The following is a 15,031-nucleotide window of genomic DNA, read 5'->3' as shown; positions in this document are numbered from 1 at the left end:
GGCCCGTGAAAAAGAAGCCCTATAAATATGCTGAGTGGATTAAGCATGCAAATGACTTTCTTAGTGATGATGAAATTATAGTTTACGAAGGCGGCACAGATAGAGTATCTATCAAGGTACATCCCGCTCATAAGCATGTTCTGTTGAATGTAAACGAAGATACCATAAAGCAAGTTTTTCAGCTTCCCAAGTCCCTTCAGTTGTATTTTTTTGATTTGGTTTGGGTTGGTTTTTGTGATTTTAAGAATCTAGAGGGATGGGGAGCAGTAAGGAAAATATTGATAGATGTATTTGAGTATGCAAAATCGAAGCCTGCTTTTAACAGTAGAGAAATGATATGGGATGATCATGCATTGTCTGAACGTGCATGTGCACTTTTATATGTTAAAGAGGTAATAGATGATGAATTTCTTCTTTTAAAAATAGATGAACACTTAAAGTCACTAACAAAAAATCTAGATATCTTGGTATCTTCAGATAAATGGAAAAGGAATAACCATCGAATATTCCATCTTTGTGCTAAGTATTGCCTAGAAAAAGTCTATAAGAAAAATAAGATTTCATCAAATAAATTTCTCTTGGAAATAGAAAAATTTTTCCTAGAGTTGATCGATTTAGAAACAGGTGTAGCTGTTGAGCAATCCATTGCCTATTATAACTTTGATATTATCTTGTTAGAACTTGTATCTAATTTTGTATCTGAAATAGGTGATAATTTTATAGATAATAGGTTGAACATTAAAGATATAGTTAAGAAAAAAGGTAGACACATGTCCGCCTTAGCTTTTCCTAATGGAGAATTTCCAGCTTCTGGCGATACACCGATAGGACTTAAGGGTGGGGCGCCATCTCTTACTTCTAAGGATCGAAAGTTATTATGGAAAGGTTTAGAGAGAATAGGACATTTCCGAGGAGCCTCTGAAAATGATAGGTTTCACTATCATATCCTTAGCCACAATGCTGAAAGTTCACATGGTCACTATTCACCTTTGCATGTTGACCTATGGATTAAGGATATGGGAATGATACTGGTTGACTCAGGAGGACCATATAAATATGGTGACTCTTTGAGGTATCAATGGTTTCGTACAAGCCTGGCACATAATACTATTACATTTTGTGGTGCTGAACCAAACCCCGTGCATGAGAAAGTATTTGTAAGTAATAAATTCACCTCTCTGGAAGGGGCATACCTTGCTGACAAATCCTGCTTTACTAGGGATGTTATTACCTATGACAATTCTTTTAATTTAAAAGATAAAATTATTTCAAGCTCTGATTGGTCTCTTTGCTTCCATTTTGCCCCAGAGATCCGATTAGAAAAACTAAAGGGTAATAGTTTTCAGGTTTTTAAAGGTGAGACTTCTATTGTTTTAAATATTGTCACAAATGCAGATATAAAAATTGAAAATGTTGAAAGGTTTGTTACAAGTGGTACAGGATTGAAGGAGTTGTCTCCTAGTTTGATTTTAACATCTAATGCGGGATTATTTGAGGTGGTTTCAGAGTTTAGTATTTTGGGGTAGATTTTTGACCTTAATGTTGTAGTGGATGTGAAAGGAAAATACTTGGTTTTTCTAAGGATAAAAATTTATAGTGTTTTAACTATTATATGGTATGTGGGTGTGCCTTACTGGCGGGCCAAAAGTTAAGTAAAGTTTTAATTTTAATAATTTCTTGACTACATGTTTAGGTTGTCTGTTTGTATTTGTTTTTCAATTAATGTTTTAATTGCACGTGAAGTTTATTTTTTGCTTAACTGAAAAGTTCAATGTGTGAATTAAGTTTTTTTTGAGGTTAAATTTGTTTTCAAGGAGTTATACAGATGATCTTATTTTTTGATAATTAGTCCAATTGGTAAGGAAGGGCTCAGCTATTAGAGTCGCTATTTCTCTACCAAGAGAAAGACACTGATGAACTGCTACCAACTGAGTGAGAGCGAACGATACGAGATATACAGCCTGAGAAAAGTCGGATACTCTCAGAAAGCAATTACAGAATTGTTGGATAGGTATCTCTCGATGATCAGTTGAGAGCTAAAACGCATACGAGTTTGTGAGGATATCGCCCAGGGCAAGTACTTAAGCTTTCGGATCTAAGGCACCGGCAAGTGAAGAAGGTACAGAAATTCACAGGTGGTGTATGGCAAAATACAAATTCTAACACGGAAAGAATTAAATCCTCACCAGACGGTCAGCTATTTGAGGTTGCATACGGCTGTATCGTTACATCACTAGACTATCTAACAGCTGATTTATATAGATCAGACAGGTGGTGCAGACCCATACAAGTATCTTAGGATTACATCAAAACTCAACTTGAAGAACTTTGGTAAGTGTGATCGGCGCGGAAAGGTAAAAAACAGAGAGAATATAGTTAATCAGCCATCGGTTATTGACCGAATGCATTGCATAAATGACTTGAAAGGCGATACTTTTATGGGCAATGGGCAATGGGCAATGGGCAATGGGCAATGGGCAATGGGCAATGGGCAATGGGCAATGGGCAATGGGCGCTGCTGAGTTTTGCCGACTATGGATGAGCGTAAGTTGTTTTTACTGTTATTGTTATGTTGACAAATAAACGATCAGACTTATTGGCTGAAGCAGCGATTAGTCATATGGTGAGCTTCAAAGATGAAATCAAGATAAATACCTCCGATAATGGTCTTGAATTTTTTGGTTATGAAAGGGTTATGTAGGGTTTAGATGCCGATATTTATTTTTCACACATGTATTCATCGTGGATGAAAGGGATCAACGAAAACTCTAATAGGCTCATTCGACAATATTTACTAAAGGATACAGATTTTAATAAAGTAACAGGCGGACAGGTTCAATTTAAAATGGATCGTCTGAATAGTAGACCTGGAATGAGCTGGGGTGGAAGTCCACAGAATGAGTTATTTAAGGGACCGCAAGATGATCTGCTTGCAGTATAAGGGAATTGTAGCTATTACTCGAGGCCAAGTACTATTTGGTTACTGAAATAAATAATGGTAAGTTTTATGTTAGTTGTGGAATGCCGTAATTAATTAGGCCAAGTTGGCTCTACGTATCTGGACATTTAATATTTTACGGAGTTGCTGCTTGTTATGTCTGAATATAAATTGGATGATTTTTCTAATATGCTGGAGAGTCTCGAAAGTAGGCTCATTCAAGCTGGAAAAGAACATTCAAATAAGCTTACTCGTGACATGATTACTGTTCAGAATCGCCTCTATATGCAGTTGGAAAGTCTGAGCTGGCTACAACGTCGTTTATCCATCAAGGGGCAATTACCCCCTCTACGTGGTTGGGCTGCTTCACCGGATGTACTCCTGCACCTGCATACGCACATTATGGCCTCCCGACCAAATTTGGTGGTGGAGTTCGGAAGTGGTGCCTCTACGTTGGTTATCGCCGATGCATTACGTCAAAATGGCATTGGGAAATTAATCTCTATTGAGCACAGTGACTATTATGGCGCGCGGACACTGGCGACGTTGGAGGCTGAGTATTTACAGTCATGGGTAGATCTACGTATTGGGGACTTAATACCCTGGGAGGGTGAGCATCTAAACTCCGAGGATACAGAAAAGCCTTCACGCTGGTATCCACAGTCACTGTTGGAGGGGGCCGAAAGTGTAGATCTTCTCTGGGTGGATGGTCCTCCAGGAGCTACCTGTCTGCACAGTCGCTATCCGGCATTACCAGCATTGTTAAACTGCCTTTCTCCAAAGGCCGAAGTTTGGATGGACGACACCATTCGCCAGGAAGAAAGGGATATTTGTGAACGCTGGGCGCAGAATCATGGGTTTGAGCTGGAGTACCTTGCGTTGGAGAAAGGTCTAGGACGGTTAACGCGACCGAATAGCACTGTCTCATTAAAGTCGTCGTTCACTGGAACTCTATTAACTTCTCAAGATGATGTGTTCTCGGTCTGGGGCTAAGTTTTCGTTTTATGAAGATTGTAGGAAGGGATGAGCGTTGCCTACACATTAGCGATCTTTAAGCAGAACTGCTCATACATCAGCGATGGAATCTATTCGCTAATTTAAAAGAGTTATCAATGTCGTTAGAACTGAGCAGCATGACATATGCCTCGAGTATTTTGAGCTATGAAGAATACTGTGAGTACCTATCTCATAAGTTCGATAAGTGATAGTCGCCTAGGCAAGCCTGGGCCGTGATCTTAATTGATTTTGATTAGTATTAAATTTCGACAAAGGAACTGACGAAAATGCAATCTGATCTGGCGATTAAACCGGCAATCAATTCTCTGGCTCAGAGTTCTATGTTCTGGAGTCCGGATTACCTTCGTTCTTCTTCATGGCTAGAGCATGTGCCCTTTCTGTTCTGGTTGATTGAGGCACATCAACCCCGGATAACGATGACCTTGGGGATGGAAGCCGGCGTAGCTCATTTCGCGCTCTGCCAAGCCGTACAGCGGCTGCGATTGGATACTAGTTGTTATGTAACCTACCAGGAACATGGAGAGAACGTCTCTCCGTTCCAGGCAGAGATACTAGCTTATCATGTTCAACATTTTGATAGTTTCTCTTTTCTACTCGATAGCCCCTCTATTAAGGTCGCGAGCCAGTTCGAAGATGACAGTGTCGATCTGCTGATATTGAACCCTACGGTCGAAGAGGATCTGGAGGGTCTGTTGTCTCGCTGGATGTCGAAAATGTCAACTTGTGGTCTTGTGCTGATGCCCGGTATTTCGAAACGAGGCTCGGGGTGGGAAACTTTCAGGGCATTTAAAGTTCTGGCGCAAGAGTACTCAACCTTTACCTTCCACCACGGTGAAGGGTTGGGTGCCGTTTCTGTGGGAGGTGACCTGGGCCCGATGCTGGCTAAGTTGTTTGAGCGTAGCGAATCAAACTCGGCCCAGCAGGTAGTACGGGATGTTTTTGCCCGTTTAGGGCGGACTTGTAAAGATGCTCTTCAGGCCAGTGACTACCTGCAGAAGACACAAGCTCTGGAAGCTAGTCTTGCAAAGCAAGAGGGTGAGCTGAAGAAATTAAACACCGACTATGAAAATGCACGCATCCAACTGGAATCTAAGCAGCGGGACTTGGCTAGTTTTAGTCAGCGCATGGAGCAGTCTGCGGAGCGGCATGCTCAAGAGCGTGGCCAGTTGGCTGAGCGGGTTAGCATATTGCAGGAGTTCCGCGACGGATTGAAGTCCGAAGTTATACAGCTTCGACAGCGCCTTGATGAGCAATTCCGGCAGGTGGATGAACGCAACCAGCAGCTTTTGCAATTGCACGCTAGCATTGCTGAAGAGCGGAACGAACTGGCGAAATATCAGGTTCGTTCGGAATATAGTGCTGAGGAGCTGAGTAAGGCGCAGTCTGAACAGCAACGCCTGAAAGAACTATTTGATCAGCGACAGGTGGAAGGAGCTGTGCTTTCAGCTCGTTTGGAAGATCTAGAAAAACAGCTGGCCGAAAGAAACAAGGTGCTTGAGCAATTGCAAAAAGATATTGCTCGAAACGCCTCGGAGAGGCTGTCACAGACAAAGGAAATAAGCTCGCTTAGTAAGCAGTTACAGTTGCTGGAATTGGAACTTTCAAAGGAACGGGAATCTCGCGGGCAGCAGAACCAAGAGCTCACAGAATTAACGGGAAGGTTGGAGGAAAGTGAACATAGACGATCGGAGCTAGAGGTGATTCTTCATAGGCAAGAAGATGCACTAAGCACCCAGCGAGCCCTTAACGATGTTCTGAAATCCGAAATGATTGAGAAGGAAAAACAGCGACAACAGGAAAAAAGTCATTTAGATCAACTGGAAAATAATCTCACGAAACTAGAGCTAAAATCTGAGAATACTGCTTTAGAGAATCGCGAACTCAAAGAGCAAGTGCAAACACTTGAGGGGGAACAAAAGTTAAGAAAGCAAGCACAAGACCGAGCGAAGCATCTTGAAAAGAAACATGTGGAACTAGAGCGAGAGTTTCAGATTATTGCTTTAGAGAAGTGTGAAATCGAAGAGCATCTGAAGAAACTACAGGGAGAAAAACAGCTTCGACAACAAGAACAGGGCCGAGTGGAACAATTGGAAAATAAGCTTTCTAAGCTAGAGCAAAAATCTGAAGGGTATGCTTTAGAGAAAAAAAGATTCGAAGAGCGATTGCAAAAATTACAGGGCGAGCAACAGCTACGAAAGCAGGCCCAAACTCGTGTGGGTCAGTTAGAAAAGAAGCTTGCGGAACTAGAGAAAAATTCCAAGATTAATATTTTAGGGGCAAAAAAAGTTGAAGAGCAGTTGCGAGAGTTACAGGGAGAAAAGCAATTGCGACAACAGGCACAAGGTCGTGTCGAACAGTTAGAAAAGAAGCTTGTTAAGCTGGAGCAAGAATCCGAGAGGTATTCTTTAGAAAAAAATAAATTTGAAAATCAGTTGAAAGCGTTACAGGGAGAGCAGCAGCTACGACAACAAGCACAAAGTCGTGTTGAACTGCTGGAGAAGAAGCTTGTTTGTCTAAAACAAGAATCTGAAAGGTATGCTTCAGAGAAAGATAAACTCGAAAAGCAGCTGCAAAAATTACAGGAGGAGCAGAAATTGCGACAGCAGGCACAAAGCCATGTTGAGCAGCTGAAAAAAAATCTTTCGGCACTAGAATATAAGTATGAAAATAGTGCTTTAGATAAGAAGAAACTAGAGGAGCAGATTCATAAATTACGGGGGCAATATAAGCTGTTGCAGCAGACACAAGACCGAGCAGTAGTTTTGGAAGAAAAGCTCATTAAACTTAAGCAAGAGTGCGAGAGCACTACTTCCAAGAATAATGATCTTGAGGGCCAGTTAATAATACTCCATGAAGAGCGGAAACAGTGGCATCATACAAAAAGTCATGCGAAACAGTTGGAGTGGAATCTCGCTGAACTCCAGAGAGCATCTGAGAACCTTGTTGCAGAAAAAAGTGAGCTCGAAGGATACGTAAAAACTTTAGAAAAAGAGCAGGAAAATTGGAGACAGACAGAAGATCGTGCAAAAAAACTGGAGTGGGATCTCGCTAAACTTGAAGATCAGCTGGAGAGAGCCTTGGCAGAAGAAGGTGAGCTTGATGAATGGATGCAAGCACTTGAAGAGGAGGAGGAGCAACGTAAGCAAGCACAAAATTTAGCGGAGCAGTTGGAGCAGAGTCTAGTAGAGCTCAAGCATAAATCAGAAAATATAGTTGCGGAAAAAGCCAAGCTTGCTGAACGAGTACTTGTCTTGGAGAAGGAGCAACAGAAGTGTCAAAAGAATCAAGATCATACTAGTCAGTTGGAGCGAGAACTTGCGGAGTTGAAGTATTTGTCTGAGAGTGCTGCTAAAGAAAATTATGATTTGGAAAAACGAACTCAGACTCTGCATGACGAGTGGAAACAAGCACAACTAAGGACTAAACAGTTAGAGAATGAACTCGCGGAAATCAAATATAAATTTGATGATGCTATGGCAAATAAGAGTCAACTTGAAGAGCAAATCAATGTTTTAGAAAAGGCAATTGAGAAGAAAGAAGTATCTCTAGAGGAGCGCTACCATGAACTATCTACGCTTACTGAATTGCTCGAAAAAGTAAGGCAGGAGAAGATTGAATTGGTAGCGCTACACGAACAAGAAGAGCGTATTTCGTCAGACAGTATTAAGCAACTGGAGAGCGCTCTAAGTGCTAAGGAGCGTCAGTTGCAGGAGAGAAGCCTTGAACTTCAAATAGAACTTTCGAAGAAGGATACAGAGGGACAAAAGGCACAGAAGCGCATCCATCAGCTTGAACAATCTCTCGAGTCTGTAGAGGAGCAGTTACAGCAGTTATTACATGAAAAAAAGAATTTAGATAAAACCCGGGTAGCCCTTGACACCCGTTGTAATAGTCTGGAGTTTGGATTAAAGTCAGTTGAAAAGGAGCGAGATACCTTTTTTCAGGCAAAACAAAATTTAGATAAAACCCAGAAAGATCTTGACTCCCGCTGTAAGCAGCTGGAGACGAGTTTAAAGTCAGTTGAAATGGAGCGGGATACTCTATTAAAGACGAAGCAACAATTGCAGCTTAGAGTTCAATCACTAAAATCTGACCTTTCAGGTGCAAAAAATTCAATTGATGAACGCTTTAATGAGTTGACCTCGTTAACACGTTTACTGGAAGAAAAAGAGAAGGAAGTGGTCACCCTGCGTGCCAAAATGGAGGGGGATATGGAAGGGCCATCAACGGACAGGAGTTCACCAGCCATAAACTCTGCTTTTCAAGTCAGTGTACCCTTCGGTAAGCGTGCTAAAAAAATACGCAAGCAAAAAAAGGAACTGGATCAAATCAACCGTTCTGGCTTATTTAATGCAGAATGGTATCTAGATGCCTATCCCGACGTGGCAGAAGATAAAAGCTCTGCGAGCAATCCCGCATTGCATTACTTGCAGTTGGGGGCCTTTGAAGGGCGTAATCCCGGCCCTGACTTTGATAGCCAGTGGTATCTGGATAGCAATCCAGATGTAAAAGGTAGCGGTTTTAATCCGTTGGTGCACTATATCTCTATGGGAAGGAAGGAGGGGCGTCAGCCGCTACCCTGCTAAATTGGTTAGATACCATGCTTTCCATAAGGCGTCTATGGCGCAGACTTATTGAGATGTGCTCTAAACCTCTTGCTCAGGTATGTGGCCGCGATTTGCCGGCCCTTGATAATTTTGACCCCCAATGGTATCTGCAAACATATCCAGATGTCGCATCTGCTGGGGTTGATCCACTAGAGCATTATATTAATTATGGGCGTTTTGAGGGTCGAAGACCATTTCAGAATCGTGCCCTTGTATGGGAGTACCATCTGTGGCGAGGAGGCAATAAATTTATTTTACCTCAGCTAGAGCAGCTTTCAGCAATGCCGAACGCAATAAGCCAAGAAAGATATTATGCGGCCTGGGCCATTGCACGTTGGTATGCTGCAAATGGTGATTGGTCGAAAGTATTTACCTCTCTATCCTTGTTTCAGTGTGCAGATTACCCTTATCCCTCGCATGCAGGCCCCTTTTTGCTGATATTTGAAGCTGCTCTACAGCATAAGCAATGGAGCACGGCCCAGGAAGTGCTATTGGTATTGGCTCAGCGCTTTACTGGACAGGTTGACGTGATATTGGCAGAGGTCAATCTACTTGTTCACAAGAAAACTATTAAAGCTACAAAAGATCCTAATGGGCAATTGAATCATTTGATTTTAAAAACAATCAATCAAGTCTTTATACAAAATGAATTATGTGGATTAGCAGGGGATAATGATAAATCCTTGAATTTGGATTCTCTCCATCCTGCAGAGCAGTTACCTATCGTAGGGGGGGAAGGGGCACCGAGGGTTTCAGTAATCATTCCTACTTATAATGCTGAGAGAACCCTGGAAACGGCTCTTCGCTCTTTGTGTGAGCAGTCTTGGAGAAACTTGGAAATTTTGGTGGTTGATGATGCTAGTAAAGACGCTACTTGGGAAGTACTTGAAAAGTATGTACGAAATACACATTTGCGTCCTGGTGTGGAAATTCGGCTATTGAGGCATGAAAAAAATCAAGGCACCTACGCTGCCCGTAATACCGCCTTGAAGGTAGCCAGTGGTGACCTAATTACCACACATGATAGCGATGATTGGTCCCACCCACAAAAAATAGAATATCAAGTTAAAGCTTTAATGTTAGAATCTTCTAAAGTGGGTTGTACCTCTCATTGGGTGCGCACTACTAATGAATTACATTTTTCCCACTGGCGTCCAGAAGATAGTTGGGTGTACCGTAATGTCTCTTCGCTGATGTTTCGTCGCTCTGTATTTGAGATGCTAGGTTACTGGGATAGGGTTACAGTCAATGGGGACACAGAATATTATTATCGTATCCTTAACTTTTTTGGTGAGGATTCTTTAACTGAAGTCTTGCTTGGTGTGCCACTCAGCTTTGGCCGTATTAATAAAAACTCTCTAAGTAGGTGTAGCGAGACAAACCTCTTCACACGATTTTACGGTATTCGAAAAGATTACGAAGATGCAGCTAAGCGCTGGCACACAAGAGCTAAATCGGCAAAAGATCTTTATTTACCTGCCAATCCAAGGCTCCGCTATTTTAAAGCACCGGCAGCAATTTGTCATGATAAAAAGATTGTGCAGAGCCCTAATCCTATGGATATTGTTCAGCAATCAGGCTATTTCGATGCAGCATGGTATTTGGAGCAGAATTCAGACTTACAAGAAGCGCCAATTGACCTGTTTGAGCATTACTGGTTAGTAGGTTCTTTAGAGGGGCGGGACCCGGGACCAGAGTTCAGTACCACTGGCTACGGATATCGCTTTCCAGAAGCCAGGGTAGATAAGCTACCTACACTCTACCACTATTTAACCGTGGGACTAGCTCAAGGGTTTAAACCTCTGGCGGAAATACCAGGAACACAGCCTCACTGGCCTGGAGCATTAAATCTATTAGTCTGCACTCACCAGGCTGGAAACTGTCTATTTGGCGCTGAACGCAGCTTGCTTGACGTGTTGGCTGCTTTGAATAAGCTGGAAGTAAACCTGATCGTAGTATTGCCAAGTGCTATAAATACTGCTTATGTTGAGGCTATTAAATCTATGGCAAAGGCTGTAATGGTTTTGCCTTACGGCTGGTGGAAGGCTGATCGGAAGCCTTGTCCTCAAACCCTGATGAAGTTTAAGCAATTGATTGATAGGTTTGATATCCAGGCAGTATATGCCAATACACTAGTGCTAGACGAGCCTTTACTTGCTGCTCGAGCCTTAGAAGTACTTACTGTCATTCATGTACGTGAACTTCCTTCTCATGATGAAGCTTTATGTAAGACATTAGGTGCAACTGCTAAATCAATCATTGCGCGCGTTGGAAAATTAGCGGATATCACACTAGTAAATTCTAAAGCTGTGGAGAAGGAAATATCTGTAGAGGACGTGATTGTATTGCCCAATATGATCGATATTAGAATGTTTTCTCCCCCCTTAGAGGCTATCAAATCCAAAGATAGTCCTGTACGTATCGCGTTAATCAGCAGTAACTTGCCTAAAAAAGGTTTGGTAGATTTCGTTAAATTAGCGGAAATACTAGAGCAGAGATCTGTTCCTGTAGTTTGTAAATTGATTGGACCGGAGAACGAGTATACAAGGGATTTACGAGAACGACAGCAAAGCGGTGAAATTTCGCAATGTTTACAGTTTACTGGTTATATTGCCAGCTCACAAGAAGCCTTAGCTCAAGTTGATATAGTGGTGAATCTGTCGCATTTTAAAGAGTCATTCGGACGTACAATTTTAGAAGCCATGGCGGCAGCATGCCCGGTCGTTGCCTATGACTGGGGGGCTCTTTCGGAGCTTATCGTAGATGGTGAGAACGGATACCTTGTTCCATTGGGTGAAGTGGAAACTATAGCGGATCGAGTAATGTTGCTGGTTGAAGATCCCGTACTACGATTATATATGGGAATGGCCGGTCGACGGAGAGCAGAAGAAAACTATAGCTTCGAAGCAATGGTTACACGATTCGGAATGATTTTGCATAAAATTGAACATCTTTGTTCGCGTTCGGCACATGCCACTTAATCTGAGAGTAAGCCCTAAATCTTTTAAATATTATGGTTGCTCTAAAAATTGCTACCTTAGCTGTAGATGTTAAAGGTGTTTATTACAATGGTTGTCAAATTGTTTAGTATAAAAATGGTGAACAGACAGCATGCGAATTTTAATTTATGGGCTGAGTAAGTCTGGAACCACGATTCTACATGCTATGGTGAAAGATTCTCTGGAGAATCACCTGAAGGTAAGAGTGCAAGAAGTCTTTGAGCCTTTTGAGATTTTGGAGGGCGCCGATGGGGTGCTTTATGCTAAAGACGGCATATGTTCGCCCATGCAATCCAATAGCATTGAGGTTGTTAAGAGTTTATTAGATTCTGGAGTTTCACCTGATAAGGTATTGGATTATCAAGATTATTTTGATAAAAAAATTTTTATAGTTAGAGATCCACGTGACCGATTTGTTAGTCAAATTTTCTATAGGTGGCATTGGGCACATAGGCCAGACAAAGAGAAATTTGAACGTACATTGAGATTGGTCAGGTACAAGGAGCTTAATCCAAAAGATGTACCTACAGTATTTTTATTTAATCAAAGCCCAAGTTTTTATCCCGTATTGGCAAAAAAAATATCTGAAACGTACGATAATGTTTTAAGGTTTCTAAAAGAAATTAATAAAGACTGGTTGATCATAAAATATGAAGATCTTATTGATGGGGATATCGAGAAACTGGAAGGGTATCTCTCTTTTTCGATTAAAAAGAATGTGTCCGTTGATAAAAATCATGCGGGAGTAGTTAGAAGTAAAGCTCACGGAAATTGGAGAGAATGGTATTCCAAAGAAGATGTAGTTTTTTTAAAGCCTATTTTTAAAAAATACATAAAGTACTTAAAATACGATTTTTCTGACTGGAGGTTGGAATATCCGAATTCTCTTCTGAAGGATCATGGGTCTGAGTACATGCTGAGAATTTTTTCAGGGGGGAATCTAGAGTCAAAAAATACACTCGAGAGTTTAGATGTTTCCTGCAAGAATGGCACTATTAGTTCAGGTCTGAGAATACGTTTTTCTAAAATATTTAGGGCTATTAAGCGAAAATAAGCTTATTTATCACTATAAGCTAAATGAGATTTTTTATTACGATTAAGTTGTGATTTTCCTGCGGCTATAACTCTTTGGCATCGGGTATAAAATAATGGGGACTATTGGAGTTGTATATGAGGGGTAAGTGCTCAAGAATCACTATTCCTCACTTAACGAGGTACGATTTACTTCCGCTGCTATGTCCGCTTCAGGGGTTAACAGCTGAGTCTAGTATTGATGGCGCTATTGTATGGAGTTCAACTACCAGCCAATCTAAATTTTCCATTGAAAATATAAATTTTTCTCGGGGCTGGTATATGGTTGAAGTATTACTCGATACGGATCAAAGTTACTTGGATGCTGCTTTTATACTTCAACAAAAGGGGGGGAAGAAATCTCAGAAGCTTCGCCTACCAATTCGTAATGGGCGTATGTCTAAACGTCTGCTTTGGTTTGCTAGGGGGAGAGAGCGGTTGCAGTTTTCTCCCGCACAAACCGAGTGTGAGTTTACCATTCGTCACTTAACCCTGGTTCGGGTATCCCTCCTTTTTGCTCTTGATAGAATGCGTTCACGATTGAAGTGTCGCCAGTTACGAGTTCCCTTTAAATTAATTAATCGTTGGGCCAGTTACGATGCGACATTTAGGCTTGCTGGCGTAAGAGTATCCTATCGTGATTGGGTGAGGAAAACAGAACCAAATTTTTGGCCTAATTCACTACCATCTCCAGGTGTCATTAATTTTCTATTGTTAATGCCAATTGATAAATATGATTCTTTAGAAAATATAGCGCATGTAATTTATTCAGTATTGGCCCAAGACTGCGGAGACTGGAAGCTTTTCTTATTGCCTTCAGAAAATATTAAGAAAAATATTTTTTCCTCCCTCAAAGGCTATGCCAATTCAGATAGTAGAATTAAGTTGATTGATAGGTACACATATATAGCTGAAAATAATTGTTTATTTTTTTCGCGTACTTATCAGCTTTTATGTCCACCGCATGCGTTACTTTCTAAGAAAACACTAAATTGTTTGCAGTATGTTTTACAGAATAAGCCATATGCCAAAGTGATCTATGCGGATGAAGATCTACTTAACGAGGCAGGGCGGAGATGCCTCCCTGATTTCAAGCCGGCTTGGAATCCAGACCTCTTCTTTTCTAGGAATTATATTGGTGAATTTGTCCTTTTTGCGCCAGGTTTATTTAAGTTCCCTGAAATTTATGATGCTTTTTTTAAAGAAGCCTGGGATTTTTCATTGTTTCTCAATGTGCTGCGAAAACTGAAGGACCCACAGCGAGAAATTATTCATGTTCCCAGAGTCCTTTTTCATAGAAAAAAGACAGTTGCTGATAGGAAGTATCTCCAAAAGAGTCAGCATATTTTGGAAGAATATTTTAATGATGTAGGGTGTGGGAATGTTGAAGTGAAGGCCATGAAAAGCAATAAAGTTCTTAAAGTTCGTTGGCCTTTAAAAAAAGAAGAGCCATTGGTTTCTCTTTTGATTCCCACTAGAGATATGTTATCGATACTTCGTCAATGTATCGAAAGTATTCTTTGTCGAACCATCTATAGAAACTACGAAATACTGGTTCTCGATAACCAAAGTGTTGATCCGAGAACACTAAAATATTTGTCTGCGTTGAAAAGATATCCCAATGTTAGAGTACTTAAGTACGATGCACCTTTTAATTACTCGGCAATCAACAACTTTGGCGTCCAACATGTTCGTGGCGATATCATTGGCCTGATAAACAATGATATCGAAGTGATTTCTCCTGACTGGCTGAATGAAATGGTTTCCCATGCCTTAAGGCCAGATATAGGTTGTGTTGGCGCCAAATTGTATTATGGTGATGGCCGTATACAACACGCTGGTGTCGTTGTTGGTCTGGGGCGATTAGCAGGTCATGCTCATAAGTTCTATCATCGCAATGAAGAGGGTTATATGAATCGTCTGATGTGTACACAAAATTTTTCTGCTGTTACAGCGGCCTGCTTAGTGGTCCGTAAGAGTATTTATGAATCTGTTGGGGGGTTAGATGAGGAACATTTTGAGGTGGCCTTTAATGATGTCGATTTCTGTTTGAAGGTTAAGGAAGCTGGTTATCGCAATTTATGGACACCTTGGGCAGAAATGTATCATCATGAATCCATCAGTCGCGGTATTGATAATACTCCAGAGAAACGGGCTCGATTTGATCGTGAGGCAATGAGTTTGAAGACACGGTGGTCTACAGATGAGGGAAAAGACCCTTACTACAGTCCATTTTTGACTCACACTAGAGAGGATTTTTCTCTAGGCCTTAATGAGAGAACAAAAGCCCCTTTGTGGCGTTGAGTAATCAAATCAGTCGACAAATGTCAGGGGTTATGGTTTGCTCGGTTGATGGTCTTTCAAAACGGCAATATTAACTCTGACTATAGCATTTGAGT

At 41.2% G+C, this 15,031-nt stretch carries 6 protein-coding genes; all 6 read left to right on the top strand.

Annotation, left to right across the window (positions count from 1 at the left end; all coding sequences use genetic code 11):
• The first annotated feature begins 5 nt into the window (after positions 1 to 5).
• Entirely contained in the window at positions 6 to 1,526 is a 1,521-nt protein-coding gene (locus tag ACJJI0_RS11110) for a heparinase II/III domain-containing protein (RefSeq protein WP_444882601.1), read from the top strand.
• Between the two features lie 1,568 nt (positions 1,527 to 3,094).
• The gene (locus ACJJI0_RS11105; RefSeq protein ID WP_444882600.1) at positions 3,095 to 3,931 is read left to right on the top strand and encodes a class I SAM-dependent methyltransferase; all 837 of its coding nucleotides are present in this window, start codon (positions 3,095 to 3,097) and stop codon (positions 3,929 to 3,931) included.
• 290 nt (positions 3,932 to 4,221) lie between these two features.
• Positions 4,222 to 8,541 (top strand): hypothetical protein, encoded by a 4,320-nt coding sequence (locus ACJJI0_RS11100; protein ID WP_444882599.1) that lies wholly within the window; start codon positions 4,222 to 4,224, stop codon positions 8,539 to 8,541.
• 14 nt (positions 8,542 to 8,555) lie between these two features.
• Positions 8,556 to 11,543, top strand: coding sequence for a glycosyltransferase (locus tag ACJJI0_RS11095; RefSeq protein WP_444882598.1), 2,988 nt, complete (start codon positions 8,556 to 8,558; stop codon positions 11,541 to 11,543).
• Between the two features lie 130 nt (positions 11,544 to 11,673).
• Positions 11,674 to 12,615: a sulfotransferase domain-containing protein gene (locus ACJJI0_RS11090; protein ID WP_444882597.1), complete on the top strand. Its 942-nt coding sequence runs from the start codon at positions 11,674 to 11,676 to the stop codon at positions 12,613 to 12,615.
• A 299-nt stretch (positions 12,616 to 12,914) separates the two neighbouring features.
• Positions 12,915 to 14,936, top strand: a complete 2,022-nt coding sequence (locus ACJJI0_RS11085; protein WP_444882596.1) for a glycosyltransferase family 2 protein — start codon at positions 12,915 to 12,917, stop codon at positions 14,934 to 14,936.
• Positions 14,937 to 15,031 lie beyond the last annotated feature (95 nt).

The organism is Microbulbifer mixtoriginis (SeqCode), assembly GCF_052466695.1.
The sequence above is the reverse complement of the archived record's forward strand: the minus strand, read 5'-3'. Positions and strand labels throughout refer to the sequence as shown.